The sequence below is a fragment of the Stenotrophomonas sp. 63632_Sma genome (assembly GCF_056482875.1).
In genome coordinates, this window is the sequence record NZ_CM151220.1 from 1,556,456 (window position 1) to 1,576,197 (window position 19,742).

Consider the following 19,742-nt stretch of genomic DNA (forward strand, 5'->3'; position numbering starts at 1 on the left):
ACGTGTGGGAACTGGTCAAGGCCGGTGGCTGGCCGATGGTGCCGCTGCTGCTGTTGGGCGTACTGGCTTTGGCGATCATCCTGGAGCGTTTCTGGTCCCTGCGACGTACTGAAGTGCTGCCGCCCGGCCTCGGCCAGGAAGTGCGCAACTGGGCGGCACGCGGCAAGCTCGACCCCGCCCACCTGCAGACCCTGCGGGCGAACTCGCCGCTGGGCGCGCTGCTGGCCGCCGCGCTGGAAGCGCGCAACCGTCCGCGTGACCAGATCCGCGAGCGCATCGAAGACACCGGCCGCCACCTGGTGCACCGCATGGAGCGTTTCCTCAACGCGCTGGGCACCATCGCATCGGCCGGGCCGCTGCTGGGCCTGCTGGGTACTGTGATCGGCATGATCCAGATGTTCCTGGGCATCCTCGACCATGGCGTGGGTGATGTGAACCAGCTGGCCGGTGGTATCGGCAAGGCGCTGGTGTGCACCGCCACCGGCATGATCGTCGCCATTCCAGCACTGATGTTCCACCGCTACTTCAAGGGCCGTATCCACGGTTACGTGGTAGAGATGGAGCAGGAAGCCAGCGCGCTGCTGGATACGCTGGATGGCCGCCCCGGCGTGATGAACCCTGCTGCTGCCACGCGCCCGGCCGGCGCGGCCACGGCGAAGGCCTGATCGATGCGTATCGGCAACGACCGATCCCAGGATGAGCCGCATATCGACCTGGTGCCACTGATCGACGTCATCCTGGTGCTGATCATCTTCTTCGTGGTCACCACCACCTTCGATGCGCGCTCGACACTCCAGGTGGAGCTGCCTACGGCCAGCCAGCAGCCCAGCAATGAGCCGCCGCGCTCGTTGAGCGTGCTGATCAACGCCGAAGGCCGCTACTTCATCAATGACCAGGAAGTGCTGCGCAGCGACGTCGAGTCGGTCAAGCAGACCATCGCGGCCGTTGCCGGCAGCGACCGTACCCAGCCGGTGCTGTTACGCGCCGATGCCCGCACGCCCTATCAGGCCGTGGTGACCGCGCAGGATGCGCTTGGTCAGCTCGGCTTCCGCCGTATTGCCATTGCAACAGCACCCGAGGTGCGTCCATGAGTTCCAAACACGCGCCGGTGTGGCCGATCTACAAACGTCTGCTGGGATACACCCGTGCCTACTGGGGCATGATGGTCGCCGCCGTCATCGCCATGGCGGTGGAGTCGGTAGCCGGCTACCACTTCACCAAGCTGATGGAGCCGCTGGTCAACCGTGGCTTCGTCAATCCCGAACCGAAAATGGCGGTGATCCTGCCGCTGACCATCCTTGGCCTGTTCCTGATGCGCAGCGCCGCCACCTGGGTGAGCGACTACGCGCTGGCCAAGACCGGTCGCAGCGTGGTGCGCGACCTGCGTGAACAGGTGCTGGCCAAGTACCTGCACCTGCCGTCCTCGCATTTCGATACCGAATCGACGCCGGTGATGGTCAGTCGCCTCAACTTCGATACCGAGCAGGTCACCCAGGCCAGCGCCGATGCGCTCAAGACCGTGGTTGCCGACACCCTGACCATCATCGCCATGCTGGCGGTGATGCTGCAGATGAGCGTCAAGGTGACCGTGGCCATGCTGGTGGTGGTGCCGATGATCGGCGTGATCGTGTCTTACGTGGGCAAGCGCTACCGGCGCATCAGCCGCGGTATCCAGGACGGCATGGGCACGATGGCGCAGACCGCCGAGCAGTCACTGGCGGCCCAGCAGGAAGTGAAGGTGCACGGCACCCAGCAGCATGAGATGTCGCGCTACTCGCGCCTGGCCAACCGCATGCTGGCGCTGAACATGAAGGTGGAAATCACCCGTGCCGGTGCCTCCAGCGTGGTCCAGTTCCTGGCCGCGCTGGCGCTGGCGGTGATCGTCTGGGTGTCGACCCGTGAAGCACTGGCAGGGCGCCTCAATGCCGGCCAGTTCATGGGCCTGATGATCTCGATGACGGCGATCATCCCGTCGCTGCGCCGCCTGACCAGCGTGCAGTCCTCGATCTCCCGCGGTGTGTCCGCCGCCGAGCGCCTGTTCGACATCCTCGACATGCCGGTCGAGCGCGACGAAGGCCGCAACACGGTGCAGCGCGTGCGTGGCGAACTGGCCTTCGAGCACGTCATGCTGCGTTACCGCGAAGACAGTGGCATCGCCCTGGACGACATCAGCTTCGTGGCCAAGCCGGGTACGGTCACCGCCATCGTTGGTCGATCCGGCAGCGGCAAGACCAGCCTGATCCGGCTGGTGCCGCGCTTCTACGAACCCAGCGGCGGGCGCATCACCCTCGACGGGGTGGCACTGGACGACTATCCGCTGGCCGACCTGCGTCGCCAGGTGGCGATGGTCGGGCAGAAGGTCATGTTGTTCGACGACACCATCGGCGCCAACATCGCCTATGGCATGGACGCGACGGATGAACAGATCCGAGCGGCAGCTGAAGCCGCGAATGCCTGGGAGTTCATCGCACGCATGCCGCAGCAGCTGCAGACCCCGGTGGGCGAGAACGGCGCGCTGCTGTCCGGTGGCCAGCGCCAGCGCCTGGCGATCGCCCGTGCGATCCTGCGCGACGCGCCGATCCTGATCCTCGATGAAGCCACCGCAGCGCTGGACAACGAATCGGAGCGCCTGGTGCAGGACGCGCTGCAGCGATTGATGCCCGAGCGCACCACGCTGGTCATCGCGCATCGCCTGTCGACCATCGAGCATGCAGACCAGGTGCTGGTGATGGACCACGGTCGCATCGTCGAGCGCGGTACCCACAAGGAGCTGCTCACCATGGGTGGCCTGTACCAGCATCTGCACAGCATGCAGTTCCGCGAAAGGCAGGACTGATGGCCGGCAAGGGTACCCAGACCCCGCCGTACTGGTACGACGGCACCCCGGTTCCGTGGGCGATGCGCCTGCTGGCGCCGCTGTATGCCGGCGTCACCGCGCTGCGCCGGCGCGCCTATCGGCGTGGCTGGCGCAAGCGCTACACGCTGCCGGTGCCGGTCATCGTGGTTGGCAACATCACCGCCGGTGGGACTGGCAAGACGCCGCTGACCATTGCGCTGGTGGAGCGCCTGCGTGCCGCCGGTTGGAAGCCGGGCGTGGCCAGTCGTGGCTACGGCCGCGAAGATGCCAACAAGCCGCTGTGGGTCAAGGCCGATACGCCGACCGCCAAGGGTGGCGACGAGCCGGTGCTGATTGCCTGGAAGACCGGCGTGCCGGTGCGCGTGGACAGTGATCGTGTTGCAGCCGGCAAGGCGCTGATCGAGGCCGGCTGCGATGTGATCGTCTGCGACGACGGCCTGCAGCACTACCGGCTGGCACGCGACATCGAGATCGAGGTGGTCGATGCGCAGCGCCGCTACGGCAATGGCCGGATGATTCCGGCCGGGCCACTGCGTGAGCCGGTCAGCCGCGCCAGCGAGTGCGATTTCCGCGTGGTCAACCTCGGCCAGGCCGATGAGGAGACTGCAGCACAGGCCTGCGGCTTCGGCCAGTGGCCGATGGCCCTGCACATCGACAGCGCACAACCGCTGGCCGGTGGCCGTGCCCGTCCGCTGTCGTATTTCAAGGGCCAGCGTGTGCACGCCGTGGCCGGCATCGCCCACCCGCAGCGCTTCTTCGACATGCTGCGCGCGCGTGGCATCGGTGTCGTGCCGCACGCCTTCGCTGACCATCAGGCCTATCAGCCGCAGGACCTGTCCTTTGGCAGCCAGCTGCCGGTGCTGATGACTGAAAAGGACGCGGTGAAATGCCGCGCGTTCGGCAATGACTGGCACTACGCGGTCCCGCTGCGCGCCGAGCTGCCTGCCGCATTCTGGGTGGCGCTGACCGACCGCCTGGACAAGCTGCGACCGAACTGAGTGGCGCGGCGGCGCTTGCATTCATGCGCCGCCGGCCGCATTCCCGTTGTAACGAGCCTGCTGAGTACCGCCCCATGACCGAATTCGTCGTCGCCATCCCGGCCCGCCATGCCGCCTCGCGGCTGCCGGGCAAGCCGCTGCGCCCGCTGGGCGGTGAGCCGCTGGTGCTGCACGTGGCGCGTCGCGCGCTGCAGGCCGGTGCCGGCGAGGTCTGGGTCGCTACCGACGATCAACGCATTGCCGACGCACTGTCCGGCCTGGCCGAAGTGAAGGTGGCGATGACCGCCACCTCGCATGCCTCCGGTACCGACCGCCTGGCCGAGTGCGCGCGCATCGCCGGCTGGGCCGATGACACCGTCGTGGTCAACCTGCAGGGCGACGAGCCGTTCGCGCCGGCGGCGGGTATCCGCGCGGTGGCCCAGGCACTGGTTGAAGGCAATGCGCCGATGTCGACCCTCGCCACGACCGTAGAAGACGCGCATACCCTGTTCGACCCGAACGTGGTGAAGCTGGTGCGCAACGTGCGCAACGAGGCGATGTACTTCAGCCGCGCCCCGATCGCCTGGCACCGCGATGGCTTTGCCCGCAGCCGTGACACGCTGCCGGCCGGTCACAACTGGCTGCGCCACATCGGCATCTACGGCTATCGCGCCGGTTTCCTGCAGCAGTTCGCGGCGATGCCGCCGGGCCAGCTGGAGCAGGTCGAATCGCTGGAACAGCTGCGCGTGCTGGAAGCGGGTTTCCCGATCAGCGTGGCGATCTCGCCCGAACCGTTCCCGCCGGGCATCGACACGCCCGAGGACCTGGAACGCGCCGAAGCATTGCTGCAGACGCTGGCTGCCCGATGAAGCTGCTGGTCGTCTGCCTCGGCAACATCTGCCGTTCGCCGATGGCCGAAGGTGCGCTGCGCGCGCGCCTGGACGCTTCGCCGCTGGCTGGTCGGGTGCAGGTCGATTCGGCCGGCACCGGCGACTGGCATGTGGGCGAGCCACCGGACCGGCGAGCGATCGCCTGCGCGGCCGGGCATGGCGTGGACATCGGCGGCCTGCGCGCGCGCCAGCTGCAGGTCGCGGATTTCGACCGCTTCGACTGGATCCTGTGCGCCGATGAGGCCAACCTGCGCGATGCGGGTCGCTTGGCCACACCCGCCCAGCGCGAACGCCTGGCGCTGTACCTGCCGTGGTCCGGCGGGCAGGGCAGGGGTGCGATCCCGGACCCGTATACCGGCGGCAGTGAGCATTTCGAACAGGTCTGGACATTGGTCGACGATGCTGCAAAACGTGCCGTGGCACGACTGTTGCATGACGCCGACTCCGGCATAATCGGGCCATGAACGTCCAGCCCGTCCCGGACCTGCCCGAGTTCGCCACCTGGCTCAACGCCACCCCCTGCACCCTGACCGAACTGCGCGGTCGGCCGGTGGCGCTGTTGTTCGTCAACGCCGCCTCCGCCTGGAGCGCGCAACGCCTGGCCGAGTTCGGCCAATGGCTGTCGCGCCACCCCGGCAAGCTGCAGCCGCTGGTGCTGCAGGTGCCGCGCTTCGATTTCGAACGCGAGGCCGGCGCCGCACTGAAGCTGCTGCGTCGCCAGGGCCTGACGATGCCGGTCCTGCTCGATGCCGACTGGGATGGCTGGCGCCGCTTCGGCATCACCGCCTGGCCGACCCTGGTGCTGCTGGATGCGCAGGGCCGCGAACAGCAACGGCTGGTCGGGCAGGGCGCACCCGGCGAACTGGAGCGTGCCTTGAACGCGCTGTGCGAGGGCGCGCCGTCGGCGCCGCCGCGCGGTGGCAGCGAACTGCATCCGGAGCCGCGCCACGCGCTGCGCTTCCCGCTCGGCCTGGCGGTCAGCACCGAACGCCTGTACATCGCCGACAGCGGCCATCATCGCATCCTCGAATGCAGCCACGGTGGCCGCATCCTGCGCCAGTTCGGGCTGGGCACCGCCGATTTCATGGACGGCAACCTCGCCGAAGCCGCGTTCCACCGCCCGCAGGCGCTGGTGCTGGAGCGCGATTCGCTGTACGTCGCCGACACCGGCAACCACGCGGTGCGTCGTATCAACCTGCTGACCGGGATCGTCGATACCCTGTGCGGCAACGGCCGTCCCGGTGCACCGATGGAAGGCCCGGTCGCGCAGGCGCGGCAGGTTGCGCTGGACCATCCTGTCGGCCTGGCCATTGCCGACAATCAGCTGCAGATCGCCATGGCCGGCGACAACCGCATCTGGAGCTACCACCTGGGCCAGCGCAGCCTGCAATGGCGCGCGGGCAGTGGTTCCATCGACGAGCGTGATGGTAGCGGGCATCTGGCTGCCTTTGCCCAGCCGACTGCGCTGGCCGTGGTGCAGCAGGTGCTGTACGTGGCCGATGCGCTGGGTTCCTCGATCCGCGCGCTGCAGTTGCGCGGCGACCTGGTGCAGACCTTGGTCGGGCAGGGGCCGTGGCGCTTCGGCTGCGAAGACGGTCCGCGTTCGGACGCCAGCCTGCAGTTCCCACAGGCCATCGCGCTGAGTCCGGATGCGCCGCTGTTGTGGATTGCCGATACTGGCAACGGCCGCCTGCGCACGCTGCGCCTGGGCGGTGGCGAACTGACCACCCAGCCGTTGCCACGACGCCTGCATGGCCCGGCGGGGTTGGCGGTAGGCGCCGGTGCGGTGTGGATCGCCGAGACCGACGCCCATGCCGTGCTGCGATTCGACCCGGACAGCGGCGTGCTCAGCGAAGTCCCGATCAGCGAATGACAGACGTTCCCGCCCCGGCCTTCGACGGCAAGGCCTTCGCGGCCCAGCTCAGTACCGCCCCTGGCGTGTACCGCATGTACGCCGCCGACGACACGTTGCTGTACGTGGGCAAGGCGCGCGCGCTGCGCAACCGTGTCGGCAGCTATTTCAACGGCAGCCCGAAGAACGCGCGGATCATGTCGATGATCTCGCAGATCGCGCGCATGGACGTGACCGTGACGCGCTCGGAAGCCGAGGCGCTGCTGCTGGAAAACCAGCTGATCAAGTCGCTGTCGCCGCGCTACAACGTCTCGCTGCGCGACGACAAGACCTATCCGCATGTGCTGCTGACCCGCGAGGACTGGCCGCGCATCGCGCTGCATCGCGGCCCGCGCGCCATTCCTGGCCGCTATTTCGGGCCGTATCCCGGCGTCACCGCGGTGCGTGAAACGCTGAACCTGATGCACAAGCTGTTCAAGCTGCGCAGCTGCGAGGACAGCGTGTTCCGCAACCGCTCGCGGCCGTGCCTGCAGTACCAGATCGGTCGCTGCAGCGCGCCCTGCGTGGAGCTGGTGCCGGCGCCGGACTACGCCGAATCGGTGCGCCGCGCCGCGCTGTTCCTGGAAGGCAAGAGCGACGAGCTGACCCGCGAACTGGGCGAGCAGATGCAGGCCGCCAGCGAGGCACTGGAGTTCGAGCAGGCCGCGCGCCTGCGCGACCTGATCTCCTCGCTGCGCAGCATGCAGACCCGCCAGTACGTGGATGGCCGTGCCGCCGATCTGGACGTGCTGGCGGTGGCCATGCAGGGTTCGCAGGCCTGCGTGCTGCTGCTGGCTTTCCGCGATGGCCGCAACCTCGGTACCCGCCCGTTCTTCCCACGCACCAACGGTGAAGAAAGCTCGGAGGAAGTGCTGGCCGCGTTCGTCTCGCAGTACTACATCGAATTCGAGCCGCCGCGCGAGATCCTGTTGGACCGCGAGATTCCCGATGCCGACCTGCTGGTGGCCGCGCTGTCGGCCTCGGCCGAGCGCAAGGTACAGCTGAAGTGGAACGTGCGCGGCGAGCGTGCCGGCTACGTGGAGCTGGCCAGCCGCAACGCGCAGCTGACCCTGGCGACCGAACTCAACAGCCGCAACGCGCAGCACGCGCGCAGCGATGCACTGCGCGACATGCTGGGCCTGGCCGAGCCGGTCAAGCGTGTTGAATGTTTCGATATCAGCCACACCATGGGTGAGGCCACCGTGGCCTCATGCGTGGTGTTCGACGCCGCCGGTCCGGTGCGCGCGCAGTACCGCCGCTTCAACATCAGCGGCATCGAGCCGGGCGACGACTACGCCGCCATGCGCCAGGCCATCGACCGCCGTTTCCGCCGTGCGGTGGAAGAGCAGGGCGTGCTGCCGGACGTGCTGCTGATCGACGGCGGCGCCGGCCAGTTGGCCCAGGCCCAGGCCGCGCTGGCCGACCTGGGCGTGGAAGGCGTGTTGCTGGTGGGCGTGGCCAAGGGCGTGGAACGCCGCGCCGGCCACGAAGCGCTGGTGATGCCTGATGGCCGCGAGCTGCGCCCGGGCGCGGCCAATCCGGCACTGCAGTTCATCCAGCAGGTGCGCGATGAGGCGCACCGCTTCGCCATCACCGGCCACCGCGGCCGCCGCCAGAAGGCGCGGATGACCAGCAAGCTGGAGGACATCCCTGGTATCGGGCCGCGCCGCCGCGCCAGCCTGCTCAAGCATTTCGGCGGTCTGGTCGGCCTGAAAGCCGCTGGTGAAGCGGAAATCGCCAAGGTGGAAGGCATCAATGACGCCCTCGCGGCACGTATCTACGCTAACCTGCACGGGTTGGCCACGCCTGATCCGGCCGAGTAGAGAGAGAAGCACGCAAGCATGAAGTTGACCCTGCCCACCTGGCTGACCTTGTTGCGGATCGTGATGATCCCGGTGCTGGTGCTGGTGTTCTACCTGCCCTACACCTGGACCAACTTCGCTTCGGCGGCGATCTTCGGCCTGGCCGCGATCACTGACTGGCTCGATGGCTGGATCGCACGCCGTTACCAGCTGGAATCGGCCTTCGGCGCCTTCCTCGACCCGGTCGCGGACAAGCTGATGGTGGCGGTGGCGCTGTTCCTGATCGTGCAGGGTCACCCGACGCCGTGGATGGCATTCTGGGCGGCAGTCATCGTCGGCCGTGAAATTGCGGTATCGGCGCTGCGCGAATGGATGGCCGAGCTGGGCCAGCGCGCCAAGGTGCGCGTGGCGATGATCGGCAAGGTCAAGACCACCGCGCAGATGGTCGCACTGCTGTGCCTGTTGTACTCGGTGGCCCCGAACGTGCCGGTGGAAGACATCTGGATGGGCTGGCCGGTGTTCCACATCGGCGACTGGACCCTGGCGATCGCCGCGGTGCTGACCCTGTGGTCGGGCCTGCAGTACCTGCACGCCGCCTGGCCGAGCCTGCGCGACGACGAACGCGCGGCGCGCGAGCGTGCGCGGCAGAAGAAGCTGGGCAACTGAGCCCCGGGGTCGGATCCCTTTCCGCAGGAAAGGGCTCTGACCCCATCGGTGCGTTTATCCACGCATGGCGTGGATCTACTCGACACGCTGGACGGATCTACGGTGATGCCCCATCCACGCATGGCGTGGATCAACTGGAAATGCCGCATCCACGGATGATGCGGATCCATCGGTTTGCGGGGATGCCATAGTAGATCCACGCCATGCGTGGATACGCAATGCAAGGTGCCTCGCAGACCCTAAAAAAGCGCTTGACGCCATCCTTGGAATAGGTAAAATTTCGCCTCCCAAGCGGGAATAGCTCAGTTGGTAGAGCGCAACCTTGCCAAGGTTGAGGTCGCGAGTTCGAGTCTCGTTTCCCGCTCCAGATTCAAGAAAAACGCTCCCGAAAGGGGGCGTTTTTCGTTTGCGTCCAACGCGCTTCATTGCCACTTCACCGTCGCCCCATCGCCCCACCACATGAAGGTTGGATGCTGCATCCTTCGTTCCAAGGGTGACGCCGCGATGCCTCATCAATCCTCCGCCTACGATCACGACGTGGTCATCGTCGGTGCCAGTTTCGCCGGTGCCGCCTGCGCGCTGGCCGCTTCCCAATACGGCCTGCGCGTCTGCGTGCTGGAGCGCAAGGCACATCCCGGCGAACGCCTGCACACCACCGGCATCGTGGTGAAGGAAGCGATGGAGCAGACCTGGCTGGGGCGCATGCCCGAATACCTGGTGCAACGCGTTGCCAATGTGCGGCTGTATGCGCCGAACCTGCGCAGCGTGTTGTTGGCCGCGCCGGGCTATTACTTCCTCACCACCGATACGCCGAACCTGATGCGCTGGCTGGCCAGCGAGCTGCGCGCGAACGGTGTCGACCTTCGCCTGCAGCAGTCCTTTACCGACGCCCATCGCAGTGGTGACGGCTGGCAGGTGGAAGGGGCAGGGTGCTGCGCCTACCTGGTCGGTGCCGATGGCGCACGTTCGCGCGTGGCCCGGCGCACTGGCCTAGGCCAGGTGCGCGACAATCTCTACGGCGTCGAACGTGAGTTCGCCGGCCTGCAATTGCCGCAGGGTGACGCACTCCATTGCTTCGTCAGCAAGCGCTTTGCACCGGGCTACATCGGCTGGGTCGCGCAGAATCCAACCGGCCTGCAGGTGGGATTGGCGCTGCGCCATGACCCGAATCAGGTACGCCCGCCTGATATTGATGGCTTCCTTGAGCACGTGCGCGATGTGGTCGGCATTCCGCCTTCGGCGCGTCCCTCGGCCACCCGCGCAGGGCTGGTGCCCTGCGGCCGGCCGGATGGGCCGTTCACCGGCCAACGCGTGATCCTGACCGGCGACGCGGCGGGCATCGTCTCGCCATTGTCCGCCGGGGGCATCCATTCCTCGTGGCGGCATGGCTGGGCGGTCGGCGAGGCGATTGCCCGCCATCTGCGCGGCCAGGGGCCGGGCGCCGAACGGGTAGCGCTGCAGGTAGCCCCCGCATTTCACGGCAAGTACCTGCTGCGCTGGGCGATGGATCACCTTCAGGCCGACTGGCCGCTCAACGCACTGCTGCACACGGCGACCACGCGGCGCATCGCCGAGCAGGTCTACTTCCATCGCCGTGGCCTGCGAACCTGAGGTATCGGTCCTGGGGGCCTGAACGCCGCCCCACAATGCACGCGAAAATTCCTGTTGACGCCGTGCAGCAATATCGACACAATAGCGCTCCTTCGACGCAGGTCGAACGGAATCTGCGGGAATAGCTCAGTTGGTAGAGCGCAACCTTGCCAAGGTTGAGGTCGCGAGTTCGAGTCTCGTTTCCCGCTCCAGATTCAAGAAGAACGCTCCCGCAAGGGGGCGTTTTTCGTTTGTCACACCGGTTGCACCACCGCCGCGCTAGCGTGCCTTGCCGGGCAGGGCGCTGCACCAGGTCCGGGCATCCTGCCGGTGGAAACCGGGGCAGCGGTTGTCCTGCGGGATGTAGACGTAGGGAGCGTCATCTTCGTAGGTGAAGTGGTAGTAGTAGGTCCGGTCCTTTCCGTACAGCCAGTAGTTCGACGAGCCCTGGTTGATGGCATATGGCTCGAACGTGAAGATCGAAGATTCACGGGGGATGAAGTTGCTGCGCTCCATCAGTAGCAGCACGGCGTTCGAGACCAGTGGGGTGGTCAGGACGAGCACGATCACACCGACAGTCGCTGTCGTGATCGAGCCAATCAGCAGCCAGCGGCGGGGGTGTTTCACGGTCGGGCAGCATCGAAGCAAGACAATGCCGCAATGTGCAATACGCTGTGAAAGTCGTCCAGTGTTCCGTGTCGAGAACGCATTGAAAGCGTAGTGAAAGACTGGGTCGGCGTTGCCTGAACCGCACGCGTGCTGTGACCTTTTTCGGACGATTTCTCCATGTTCGCTCCACAATCGCACGGTAGCCTTCATGCTCCTTCTACACGTTGGCGGGCTGGTGGTCAGGCGTATCACTTCAGTGGCAGTGCCCAAGGCCGGGCACCGACTCTCCCTGCATGCAGTGCTGCGCCCTGGCGCGTTGTTGGCAAGCCTGGCCCTGGCCGGTTGCATGTCGGTGCCTGTTCCGGACCTGCCTGACCGCACGCCCAGCACCTGGACCCAGGTGCCGCAGGGCCAGGGCGTGGCAGTGGATGCCAGACAGTGGTGGAAAGTGCTGTCCGACCCGGCACTGGATGGCCTGGTCGATCAGGCCATCGCCGGCAACCTCGACCTGCAGCAGGCCACGCTGCGCCTGCAGGCCGTTCGGATCGTCGCCGGCACTTCCGACTCGCGTTTCCTGCCGGAAATCTCGGCCAGCGCCAAGCAGGTGCAGGACGCCGCCGCCGTCGATACCTACTTCCATGCCGGCATCGAAGCGATCTGGGACCTGGGCCTGTTCGGTGCCGCCGAGAGCGCGCAGTTGAGCGCGCAGGCTTCGGCCGGCAATGCCGAGGCGCTGCGCAATGCCGCGCAGGTGGCGGTGATTGCCGACGTGGTGCGCAGCTATCTGGACCTGACCGTTGCACAGGCCCAGCAGGACCTGCTGGCCCGCCAGCAATCGGTGGATGACCGCGGCGAGCACCTGGCCCTGGTCCGCCAGCGCCTGCGCCTGGATGAGCCGGGCGAACTTGATCGCCTGCGTGCACGCCAGGCCGCCACCCACGCCGCCATCGCACAAGCCCGGGAAAACGCCGACAACGCCGCCCGTGCGCTGGCATTGTTGCTGGGCCGTGATGGCCCGGATCCGGCTTGGCGCGCCTATCGCTCGCCGCCGAAGCTGGGCACGTTCTCGCTGCAGCAGGTACCGGCCGATCTGCTGCGCCACCGCCCGCAGATTCTGCTGGCCGAATCTGAAGTGATGCAGGCCGCGGCGAGCAAGGGCTCCGCACGTGCCGCGATGTATCCGCGGGTCAGTCTTGGTGGCTCGATCCTGTACGCCTACAACCTCACCCAGAACGCCCGCTCCAACTCCGATTCCAGTCCGTCGATCGGCCCGTACGTCGATATCCCGCTGTGGGATTGGGGCCAACGCCGTGCACGTTTCCATGCCGACGAAAAGCAGCTGGATGCTGCACTGCTCGGTTACCGCAAGGCGGTACTGGAAGGCGTGAGCGAAGTGGAGGGCGCGCTGGGCAGCCTGGCGCGCCAGGACAGCAGCATCCAGTCGCTGCGTGCGGCCAATGATGCCGCCGGCCAGCAGGTCAAGCGCCAAGCGCGGCAGGTGCAGCTGGGCCTGTCCAGCGAGTTCGATGGACTGGATACGCAGCGTGCCGCGCTCGCCTCGCAGGCTGATCTGATCGGTGCGCAGGGCGCACGCGTGCTCGCGTTTGCTTCGCTGTACCGCGCCCTCGGTGGCGCACCGCTGCCGGTCGAAGCCGAGGACGCGTCGCAATGATTGCGCTGGCCCGAAAGACCCTGGCCTATGAGTGGCGCCGGTTCCTGCCGGTAGTGCTGGCGATGTGCTTCGCTGGCGTGCTGCTGATCGTGCAGGCGGCGCTGGTGCTGGGTATCTTCGGTACCGCCGCGATCTACGTGAAGGCATCGTCGGCTGATATCTGGGCCGGTTTCCCCGGCACCCAGAGCGTGAACTACGGCCATGCAATCAGTGCGGATGTGGAAAGCCACCTGCGCATGGATCCGGATGTCACCCGCGTCGAACCCTACGAGTGGGTCGATGGCGAATGGCGCTCCAGCGCGCAGGGTACCGGTAACGTTTCTGTGTATCTGTCCGGCATCTCCACCCAAGGCGACGCGATGATGTTCGCGCGCATCCTGCCCGCCGACCTGCGCGCGCAGCTGCGCGAACCCGGTGCGGTGATCGTCGATAGCGCCGATCTGGATACGCTGGGCGTGGACCTGCAGAACAACCGTGCGTGGATCAATGGCAAGGCAGTGCGCGTGGTCGCGGCACAACCGGGCCTGCGTGGCCTTGGTGGCGTCAACGTGCTGGCCTCGCTGGATACCGCGCGCGCCATCGCGAGTACCGATCCGCACGAGGGCAGTACCTATTTCGTGGCGGGCCTGCGTTCGCCGGACCTGGCCGACCGTGTGCGCGACCGCCTGGCCACGTCGATGGGGCAGGCCACGCCGGTCGAGTTCTGGACCGCACCGGAGTTCGCCAGCCGCTCGCAGCAATACTGGCTGTTCGATACCGGTGCCGGCATCGCAGTGTTGTTCATGGCCGTCATCGTCTGCTTCGTCGGCGCGGTGATCACCAACCAGTCGTTTGCTTCGGTGGTGGCCGGTTCGGTGCGCGAGTACGCCACGCTCAATGCACTCGGTGCCGGGCGCTATGCGCTGGCGCGGGTGGTGTTCGAGCAGGCGCTGCTGATCGGCGGCGTGGGCATGTTGCTGGCGGCGGCGTTCAGTACCGTCGTGCTGTTGATCGCACAGACCCAGCGCGTGCCGGTGCAGCTGACACCGATGGTGATCATCGGTTGCGTTGCACTGGTCGCGGTGATGGCCATGCTGTCGAGCATCATGGCGGTACGCAGTGTCGTCCGCTCCGATCCATCGTTGCTGTTGCGTTGAGGACCGGCCGATGACTTCCATACGCGCCGTCGCCCCGACCCTGCAGGCCGACGCACTTGAAAAGGGTTTCATGTCCGGCGATGTACAGGTGCCGGTGCTGCGCGGCCTGTCGCTGGACATCTATCCCGGCGAGCTGACGCTGGTGTCGGGCCCGTCCGGCTGCGGCAAGAGCACCCTGCTGTCGTTGCTGTCTGGGTTGTCTGCGCCCGATGGCGGCCGCGTGCACGCACTCGGGCAGGATGTGGGCCACATGACGCGCAGTGAAGTGGAGCGCTTCCGCCTGCACCATGTCGGCTTCGTGTTCCAGGGCTTCAATCTGTTCCCCGCACTGACCGCACTGGAACAGGTGCAGCTGCCGCTGGGCTATCGCGGCATGAGCAATCGCGAAAGCGAACCGCTGGCCCGCAAGGCATTGGACGAGGTGGGCCTCAGCCACCGCAGCCACATGCGACCGGCGCAGCTGTCCGGTGGTGAGAAGCAGCGCGTGGCCGTTGCGCGCGCCTTCGCCAAGTCGCCGACGCTGATCTTCGCCGACGAACCGACCAGCGCGCTGGATGCCGAGAATGGCCAGCGCGTGATCGACATCCTGCATCGCTACGCACGTGCGCATGGCGCCACCGTGCTGTGCGTGAGCCACGATCCGCGCCTGATCCGGCATGCCGATCGGGTGATCGCCATGGAAGACGGCATGGTCCGTGATGACCGCCGCCAGAACGAAACTGTAGAGTCCGCCCCATGACCAAGACGTCGCACCTGCTTCCCCTCAGCCTGGCCCTGTCCGCGGCATTGCTGCTCGGCGCTTGTTCCAAAGAGGCGCCGGCCCAAGCATCCGCCGGTAAGGCCAGCACTGCTGCCGCCGACAAGGTTGCGGTCGCGCGCGGCATCATCGACGTCGAGGGCGGTTTGATCGCGCTGGCACCGCCGGTGGATGGCTCGATCACCGCCGCGCCGGTGAAGGAGGGTGCCACAGTGAAGAAGGGACAGTTGCTGCTGTCGCTGGATGGCGCCCTGCTGCAGCAGGAAGTGGCGATGGCCACCGCCGATCTGGCCCTGGCCAACGACCGCCTGAAGGGCAGCCAGGCGCAGTTGCGCGAACTGGAGCGCAACGCCACCCGTCTGTCCACCGGCGCCAGCGAAGGCGTGTCGTCCAACCAGCAGGCCGATGCGGCCAAGCAGCAGCTGGCAGGTGTGCGCGCCGATGTCGATGTGGCCGGTGCGCAGGTCGACATGGCCCAGCACAAGCTGGAACACGCCAGACTGAAACTGCAGCAGATGTCGCTGAGCGCGCCGGAAGCCGGCACCGTGGTCGGCCAGATGCCGGGCCTCGGTGCATTCGTGCAGGGTGGCAAGCCGGCGATCTCGCTGCTGCCGGCACGCCCGCTGCAGGTGCGCGCAGAACTGAGCGCCGCCTATGCCGATGCCGTGCAGGTGGGCATGAAGGCCACCGTCGTACCGGACAGCGATGGCGCCGAGAACACCGGCTCACTGCCACCCGCACGCGTGGTGCGCATCAGTCCGGTGTTCGCGCAGGCGCGCTTGCCCGAAGACGCGGGGCGCGGCGTGGCCAAGGTGGTGGAGTGTGTGCTGGAGTTCGACGGCGAGGCCAAGGCGCGCTTCGGCCAGCATGTGCGGGTGGAGTTCCGGAAGTAGGCGCGGGCCTCAGTTCCCGAGCCAGCGTCGCAGGCGAGGCCAGAGTGAGGCCGGCACAACCACGAGCAGTGCAAGCAGCAGGAGGGCGCTCATGCCGAGCAGCCAGTTCGAGTGAACGTCGCGCACGGGAGATTGATGCATGGCAGCCAAGCCCCATAGGACGTTCCACCCCAGCCATGGAATGAGGCTGATCAGGATCCGCAGCCACAGGCGGCGGAACCGCCATGGCTGCACAGCCAGGCCCAGCGCTGTCATTTCCACGAGGACGATCAGCGCGAACGTGATCACCGAGCCGATGGGATAGGGCAGTGTCCCGGACTCGGTGTGACGCAGTTGCCAGTAGTCTGGCTTGAAGCCGGCATGGATGAGCGCGGCAACCAGCAGTAGCCAGATGAGTGATGCCAGCAGCCAGAAGGAAGGGGGAGCACGGAATGCGATGGGCAGGGGCACGATGCAGGCGTTTGTCGCTGGCGGATCCTCAACTTCCTGCATCGGCCTGCCGCAATCCATGCAAGAGATCCGAAAATGAAGCGGTGAAGCCCTCGGATCCAGCGCCTTAAGGAACCGCAGTCGGGGTCTTCTTCCTGCCGGAAATGCGTCCCAGGACGCTGACCAGCGACACCACGCACAGCGCCAGCAGCAGTCCCACGTCCAGCAGCAGCAACCACAGCAGGTGCATGCCGTGCACCGGTGGCTGATGCATGGCCGACAGCATCCACGGTACCGACCACGCCAGCAGCAGAACGAAGGCAATCAACAGGCGCAGCCACAGTCGCTTCAGTTTCCATGGCCGCACGATCAAGGCGGCCACGACCAGTTCTACCGTGCCCAGCAACGCGAACACGATGACAGTGCTGGTCGGGTAGGGCAGTTCGGCGCCTTCCAGGCGGTGCAGCAACCAGTAGTCCGGGGTGAAGCCGGCATTGACCAGCGCGACGATCAGCGCCAGCCAGGTCAGCGCGACCAGCAACCAGAACAGGCGGACGTAGCGTCTAGGCATCGGCGGTGTCCATGGCGGCGGGGAGGCGGTTGCGTGATGCATACCATGCGGAGATGACGATTGCGGCCAGTGCCAGCAGGCCGGGCCCGGCGGTGAAGTACAGCAGGCGCAGCGGATGGTTGTGCATCAGCGTCCAGCTGGCGAACGCCAAAGGAATCGTCAGGACCAGCAGCTTGGCAAACAGTGGCCGCAGCACCGCGATCAGCGGCTGGGCGCCAATGAACATCCAGAACAGATAAAACTGGGCGATGCCCAGGCTGATGTCGCGATGGGAGGTGAAGCCGAAATGGTCGCGATACCAGTTCATTCCCAGGGGAATCAGTGCCCAGTACAGCAGGGCCACCAGCAGATGCAGCAGCAGGGCGATCAACAGGGGCTTGCCGCGAAGGAACATGGGCGCACGGGGCTGGGCGGGGCAGCGTACCCCAGTGCGGACGCCCATGACCGCATCGTGTGAAGACTGTTGACGGCGTGAAGGAATTTGGACACAATAGCGCTCCTTCGACGCAGGTCGAACGGAATCTGCGGGAATAGCTCAGTTGGTAGAGCGCAACCTTGCCAAGGTTGAGGTCGCGAGTTCGAGTCTCGTTTCCCGCTCCAGATTCTACAGGGCCCCGGTAGGGGCCTTGTTTTTCTCCCGCCACGGCAAGGCGGGGCACGTTGGGCCACAAGGCTTTACGCGCAGTCAGAAAAGTGAAATCGCTGGTGTGTGTTCCGGATTTCCGGTACCATGGCGGCTTACGCGGGAATAGCTCAGTTGGTAGAGCGCAACCTTGCCAAGGTTGAGGTCGCGAGTTCGAGTCTCGTTTCCCGCTCCAAATTTTGATCTACAGACTTCTACTGGGGTCTGTAGGTCATTGAAAAAAGGAGCTTCGGCTCCTTTTTTCATTCCAGCGAGTGCCACGGAAATCCACCCACAGCTACCGTTTTTGAGTGACCAAATAAGGCACAAGAATACGGGTGGGTCGGCTACCGGATAGTTGCTGGGGCTGAGCGGGAACCATGACGAGCATAGGGCCTAAGTCATTACTTAGGAGTCTCGAAATGGCGCTCTCTGATCTGACCGTCCGGCAGGCGAAGACCACCGGAAAACGCTACACCCTCTCCGACAACGACTGCCTGGGCCTGATGGTCTCAGCCGCAGGCGGCAAGTCATGGCAATTCCGCTACTACTGGCTGGGCAAGCAAAAGCGCCTGTGCCTAGGCGGCTATCCTGCCCTCAGCCTGCGTGAAGCCCGGACCGAGCGAGACAAGGCCCAGGCCCTGCTTGCCAGGGGGATCGATCCCCAGGTCGAGCGCGACCAGAAACGGCACGCGGCCAAGCTGGCAGGCGAATACACCTTCAAGACCGTCTTCGATGCTTGGGTCGAGCATCGCCGTAAGGAACTCAAGGAAGGCCGTCAGAGCACGCTTTCCCAGATCCTACGCATCTTTAACAAAGACGTGCTGCCCACTCTGGGGAAGATGTCGATCTATGACATTCGCCGCCCTCAGCTTCTGGGCGTCCTGGCGGCGATCGAGAAGCGCAAGGCGTTCACTACTGCGGAAAAGGTCCGCACCTGGTTCAACCAGATGTTCCGTTATGCCCTGGTCATCGCCGAGGGGCTGGAGGTCAACCCGGCCGCAGACCTGGACGTGGTAGCCGAACCCAAGCCCCCGGTAGCCCACAATCCCTACTTGCACCTGCCCGAGATGCCCGAGTTCCTCCAGAAGCTCCGGCTCTACAACCCCCGTGGCTGGCAGACCCAGCTTGGCGTCCGGCTGCTGTTCCTGACCGGGGTGCGCACCGGCGAACTGCGGTTGGCCGAACCCGAACAGTTCGACCTCGACCGCGGCTTGTGGATCATCCCACCGCAGATCGTCAAGCAGCTCCAGGATGAAATGCGCAAGGCAGGGAAGCGGCCGCAGGATGTGCCCCCCTATATCGTGCCGCTATCCCTGCAGGCCATCGAGATCGTGCGCTATCTTCTGGGGGTGATGCGGCCGGCGCAGAGGTACCTGCTGTCACACCGCAGCGAACTCAAGAAGCGCATCAGCGAGAACACTCTCAACAAGGCCGTGCAGCTCATGGGCTATGAGGGGCGCCTGACCGGCCACGGCATCCGCGGCACCATCTCGACGGCGCTCAACGAGATTGGCTACCCGAAGATTTGGGTGGACGCGCAGCTTTCCCATTCCGACCCCAACAAGGTGAGTTCGTCCTACAACCACGCCAAGTACGTTGAGCCGCGCCGTCGGATGATGCAGGACTGGGCCGATCGGCTCGACCTGCTCGAACAGGGCGAAGTGGAAGCCGCGAGCGCGCACCTGACCATCCGTATCGACGGAGTGCCGGCGATGGCGGAAGCGGAGGAAGCGGTGGAGACGGCCCCCACGGTGGCCGAGCCCACTCTCACCAGCGTCTCGCCCGTTGTAGCAACACCCATTGTCGTGACCTCGAATGGCGGCGGGATCACGTTCCAGCGGCTGTCTCAGGTGCCGCCGCCTCCGACGCATGCCCCAGAGCCGGAAGTGTCCGCGATCCAGCGCGAGCGCGAGGAAATGCTGACCATCTACGAGTCTCCAAGCAGCTTGCCGGTCCCGCTGTTCGGCAAGCTGGCCGGAAAGTCCAAGGACCAGATCAACCGCGAACTGAAAGCGGGCAAGTTGCTGTCCATCAGTTTGGGCAATCGGGGGCAGCGTGTTCCCGATTGGCAACTGGTGCCGCTCAAGCACAAGCTGGCCCAGGTGCTCATGAACCAGTGCCCGCACGCGGATTCGTGGGATCTGTACCGCATGCTGACCCAGCCGCACCCTGACCTGGGGGATCGCGCGGCCATTGATGCGGTCACGCCGACCAACGTGCCGGCAATCATCCGGGTCATCATGGGCGACTACCAGCACCATGCGGATATGCCCGAGGCCATTGCCCCGTACCCCATCCCCGAGGATGTGCGGCAAAGCGTTCGTCGGCTGGTGGATAGCGCAGTAGTTCTAGACGGAGCATAGGGCTCTCAAACCTT

At 65.9% G+C, this 19,742-nt stretch carries 19 protein-coding genes and 4 tRNA genes; 19 read left to right on the forward strand and 4 right to left on the reverse strand.

All coding sequences use genetic code 11. The features are described from left to right. Positions 1 to 2: 2 nt before the first annotated feature. The 12 genes from ACZK45_RS07125 to ACZK45_RS07180 all read left to right on the forward strand — a co-directional run bounded on the left by ACZK45_RS07125 (position 3) and on the right by ACZK45_RS07180 (position 10,885). Positions 3 to 665, forward strand: a complete 663-nt coding sequence (locus tag ACZK45_RS07125) for a MotA/TolQ/ExbB proton channel family protein (RefSeq protein ID WP_019337175.1) — start codon at positions 3 to 5, stop codon at positions 663 to 665. Between the two features lie 3 nt (positions 666 to 668). Further along, entirely contained in the window at positions 669 to 1,091 is a 423-nt protein-coding gene (locus ACZK45_RS07130) for an ExbD/TolR family protein (RefSeq protein ID WP_032128903.1), read from the forward strand. After that, a complete protein-coding gene (gene msbA, locus ACZK45_RS07135) occupies positions 1,088 to 2,836 on the forward strand; it encodes a lipid A export permease/ATP-binding protein MsbA (RefSeq protein ID WP_032128904.1) in 1,749 nt (582 codons plus the stop codon). Before ACZK45_RS07130 ends, msbA begins: the two co-directional genes overlap by 4 nt. After that, positions 2,836 to 3,855 (forward strand): tetraacyldisaccharide 4'-kinase, encoded by a 1,020-nt coding sequence (lpxK, locus tag ACZK45_RS07140; protein ID WP_125893538.1) that lies wholly within the window; start codon positions 2,836 to 2,838, stop codon positions 3,853 to 3,855. The genes msbA and lpxK overlap by 1 nt, the downstream gene beginning before the upstream one ends. A 74-nt stretch (positions 3,856 to 3,929) precedes the next feature. Then, the gene (gene kdsB, locus ACZK45_RS07145) at positions 3,930 to 4,703 is read left to right on the forward strand and encodes a 3-deoxy-manno-octulosonate cytidylyltransferase (RefSeq protein WP_180837474.1); all 774 of its coding nucleotides are present in this window, start codon (positions 3,930 to 3,932) and stop codon (positions 4,701 to 4,703) included. Beyond that, positions 4,700 to 5,188: a low molecular weight protein-tyrosine-phosphatase gene (locus ACZK45_RS07150; protein ID WP_032128907.1), complete on the forward strand. Its 489-nt coding sequence runs from the start codon at positions 4,700 to 4,702 to the stop codon at positions 5,186 to 5,188. The genes kdsB and ACZK45_RS07150 overlap by 4 nt, the downstream gene beginning before the upstream one ends. Then, entirely contained in the window at positions 5,185 to 6,597 is a 1,413-nt protein-coding gene (locus ACZK45_RS07155) for a hypothetical protein (RefSeq protein ID WP_478445638.1), read from the forward strand. Before ACZK45_RS07150 ends, ACZK45_RS07155 begins: the two co-directional genes overlap by 4 nt. Next, complete coding sequence (gene uvrC, locus ACZK45_RS07160) at positions 6,594 to 8,438, forward strand: excinuclease ABC subunit UvrC (RefSeq protein WP_478445639.1); 1,845 nt, start codon at positions 6,594 to 6,596, stop codon at positions 8,436 to 8,438. The genes ACZK45_RS07155 and uvrC overlap by 4 nt, the downstream gene beginning before the upstream one ends. 18 nt (positions 8,439 to 8,456) lie before the next feature. Next, positions 8,457 to 9,083, forward strand: coding sequence for a CDP-diacylglycerol--glycerol-3-phosphate 3-phosphatidyltransferase (pgsA, locus tag ACZK45_RS07165; RefSeq protein ID WP_012510614.1), 627 nt, complete (start codon positions 8,457 to 8,459; stop codon positions 9,081 to 9,083). Positions 9,084 to 9,374: 291 nt separating this feature from the next. After that, a tRNA-Gly gene (locus tag ACZK45_RS07170) sits at positions 9,375 to 9,450 on the forward strand. 137 nt (positions 9,451 to 9,587) lie between these two features. Continuing rightward, complete coding sequence (locus tag ACZK45_RS07175; RefSeq protein ID WP_478445640.1) at positions 9,588 to 10,694, forward strand: NAD(P)/FAD-dependent oxidoreductase; 1,107 nt, start codon at positions 9,588 to 9,590, stop codon at positions 10,692 to 10,694. Between the two features lie 115 nt (positions 10,695 to 10,809). Further along, positions 10,810 to 10,885 (forward strand) — tRNA-Gly (locus tag ACZK45_RS07180). Between the two features lie 67 nt (positions 10,886 to 10,952). On the opposite strand, the gene ACZK45_RS07185 is transcribed toward ACZK45_RS07180, so the two are convergent. After that, a complete protein-coding gene (locus tag ACZK45_RS07185) occupies positions 10,953 to 11,300 on the reverse strand; it encodes a hypothetical protein (RefSeq protein ID WP_253143281.1) in 348 nt (115 codons plus the stop codon). A 190-nt stretch (positions 11,301 to 11,490) separates the two neighbouring features. Between ACZK45_RS07185 and ACZK45_RS07190 the strand changes: the two genes are divergently transcribed. Genes ACZK45_RS07190 through ACZK45_RS07205 form a run of 4 tightly spaced genes read left to right on the forward strand, consistent with a single transcriptional unit; the run spans position 11,491 to position 15,740 of the window. Further along, positions 11,491 to 12,954: an efflux transporter outer membrane subunit gene (locus tag ACZK45_RS07190; protein WP_125893542.1), complete on the forward strand. Its 1,464-nt coding sequence runs from the start codon at positions 11,491 to 11,493 to the stop codon at positions 12,952 to 12,954. After that, positions 12,951 to 14,090, forward strand: a complete 1,140-nt coding sequence (locus ACZK45_RS07195) for an ABC transporter permease (RefSeq protein ID WP_253143279.1) — start codon at positions 12,951 to 12,953, stop codon at positions 14,088 to 14,090. Before ACZK45_RS07190 ends, ACZK45_RS07195 begins: the two co-directional genes overlap by 4 nt. A gap of 10 nt (positions 14,091 to 14,100) precedes the next feature. Continuing rightward, on the forward strand, positions 14,101 to 14,829 hold the full coding sequence (locus ACZK45_RS07200; RefSeq protein ID WP_032128913.1) for an ABC transporter ATP-binding protein: 729 nt from the start codon (positions 14,101 to 14,103) through the stop codon (positions 14,827 to 14,829). After that, on the forward strand, positions 14,826 to 15,740 hold the full coding sequence (locus ACZK45_RS07205) for an HlyD family secretion protein (RefSeq protein WP_293794653.1): 915 nt from the start codon (positions 14,826 to 14,828) through the stop codon (positions 15,738 to 15,740). The genes ACZK45_RS07200 and ACZK45_RS07205 overlap by 4 nt, the downstream gene beginning before the upstream one ends. Before the next feature lie 9 nt (positions 15,741 to 15,749). Here the strand turns inward: ACZK45_RS07205 and ACZK45_RS07210 are convergent, their stop codons facing one another. The 3 genes from ACZK45_RS07210 to ACZK45_RS07220 form a co-directional block, all read right to left on the reverse strand. Continuing rightward, complete coding sequence (locus ACZK45_RS07210; RefSeq protein WP_478445641.1) at positions 15,750 to 16,232, reverse strand: hypothetical protein; 483 nt, start codon at positions 16,230 to 16,232, stop codon at positions 15,750 to 15,752. Between the two features lie 64 nt (positions 16,233 to 16,296). Further along, a complete protein-coding gene (locus ACZK45_RS07215) occupies positions 16,297 to 16,740 on the reverse strand; it encodes a hypothetical protein (RefSeq protein WP_478445642.1) in 444 nt (147 codons plus the stop codon). Then, complete coding sequence (locus ACZK45_RS07220; protein WP_478445643.1) at positions 16,733 to 17,134, reverse strand: hypothetical protein; 402 nt, start codon at positions 17,132 to 17,134, stop codon at positions 16,733 to 16,735. Before ACZK45_RS07220 ends, ACZK45_RS07215 begins: the two co-directional genes overlap by 8 nt. Before the next feature lie 130 nt (positions 17,135 to 17,264). Here ACZK45_RS07220 and ACZK45_RS07225 point away from each other — a divergent pair. The 3 genes from ACZK45_RS07225 to ACZK45_RS07235 all read left to right on the forward strand — a co-directional run bounded on the left by ACZK45_RS07225 (position 17,265) and on the right by ACZK45_RS07235 (position 19,728). Then, positions 17,265 to 17,340 (forward strand) — tRNA-Gly (locus ACZK45_RS07225). Between the two features lie 142 nt (positions 17,341 to 17,482). Beyond that, positions 17,483 to 17,558: transfer RNA gene (locus ACZK45_RS07230), tRNA-Gly, on the forward strand. Between the two features lie 226 nt (positions 17,559 to 17,784). Further along, positions 17,785 to 19,728 carry a tyrosine-type recombinase/integrase gene (locus ACZK45_RS07235; RefSeq protein ID WP_023093402.1) on the forward strand — a complete coding sequence of 648 codons (1,944 nt, stop codon included), beginning with the start codon at positions 17,785 to 17,787 and terminating at the stop codon, positions 19,726 to 19,728. Positions 19,729 to 19,742 lie beyond the last annotated feature (14 nt).

What these genes read in the sequence shown, in the direction of transcription:
- ACZK45_RS07235 (WP_023093402.1), top strand. Translation starts at nt 17,785, where the DNA reads ATGGCGCTCTCTGATCTGACCGTCCGGCAGGCGAAGACCACCGGAAAA.
- ACZK45_RS07200 (WP_032128913.1), top strand. Translation starts at nt 14,101, where the DNA reads ATGACTTCCATACGCGCCGTCGCCCCGACCCTGCAGGCCGACGCACTT.
- ACZK45_RS07175 (WP_478445640.1), top strand. Translation starts at nt 9,588, where the DNA reads ATGCCTCATCAATCCTCCGCCTACGATCACGACGTGGTCATCGTCGGT.
- pgsA (WP_012510614.1), top strand. Translation starts at nt 8,457, where the DNA reads ATGAAGTTGACCCTGCCCACCTGGCTGACCTTGTTGCGGATCGTGATG.
- uvrC (WP_478445639.1), top strand. Translation starts at nt 6,594, where the DNA reads ATGACAGACGTTCCCGCCCCGGCCTTCGACGGCAAGGCCTTCGCGGCC.
- ACZK45_RS07195 (WP_253143279.1), top strand. Translation starts at nt 12,951, where the DNA reads ATGATTGCGCTGGCCCGAAAGACCCTGGCCTATGAGTGGCGCCGGTTC.
- ACZK45_RS07205 (WP_293794653.1), top strand. Translation starts at nt 14,826, where the DNA reads ATGACCAAGACGTCGCACCTGCTTCCCCTCAGCCTGGCCCTGTCCGCG.
- msbA (WP_032128904.1), top strand. Translation starts at nt 1,088, where the DNA reads ATGAGTTCCAAACACGCGCCGGTGTGGCCGATCTACAAACGTCTGCTG.
- ACZK45_RS07150 (WP_032128907.1), top strand. Translation starts at nt 4,700, where the DNA reads ATGAAGCTGCTGGTCGTCTGCCTCGGCAACATCTGCCGTTCGCCGATG.
- lpxK (WP_125893538.1), top strand. Translation starts at nt 2,836, where the DNA reads ATGGCCGGCAAGGGTACCCAGACCCCGCCGTACTGGTACGACGGCACC.
- ACZK45_RS07155 (WP_478445638.1), top strand. Translation starts at nt 5,185, where the DNA reads ATGAACGTCCAGCCCGTCCCGGACCTGCCCGAGTTCGCCACCTGGCTC.
- ACZK45_RS07210 (WP_478445641.1), bottom strand. Translation starts at nt 16,232, where the DNA reads ATGCAGGAAGTTGAGGATCCGCCAGCGACAAACGCCTGCATCGTGCCC.
- ACZK45_RS07220 (WP_478445643.1), bottom strand. Translation starts at nt 17,134, where the DNA reads ATGTTCCTTCGCGGCAAGCCCCTGTTGATCGCCCTGCTGCTGCATCTG.
- ACZK45_RS07130 (WP_032128903.1), top strand. Translation starts at nt 669, where the DNA reads ATGCGTATCGGCAACGACCGATCCCAGGATGAGCCGCATATCGACCTG.
- kdsB (WP_180837474.1), top strand. Translation starts at nt 3,930, where the DNA reads ATGACCGAATTCGTCGTCGCCATCCCGGCCCGCCATGCCGCCTCGCGG.
- ACZK45_RS07190 (WP_125893542.1), top strand. Translation starts at nt 11,491, where the DNA reads ATGCTCCTTCTACACGTTGGCGGGCTGGTGGTCAGGCGTATCACTTCA.
- ACZK45_RS07215 (WP_478445642.1), bottom strand. Translation starts at nt 16,740, where the DNA reads ATGCCTAGACGCTACGTCCGCCTGTTCTGGTTGCTGGTCGCGCTGACC.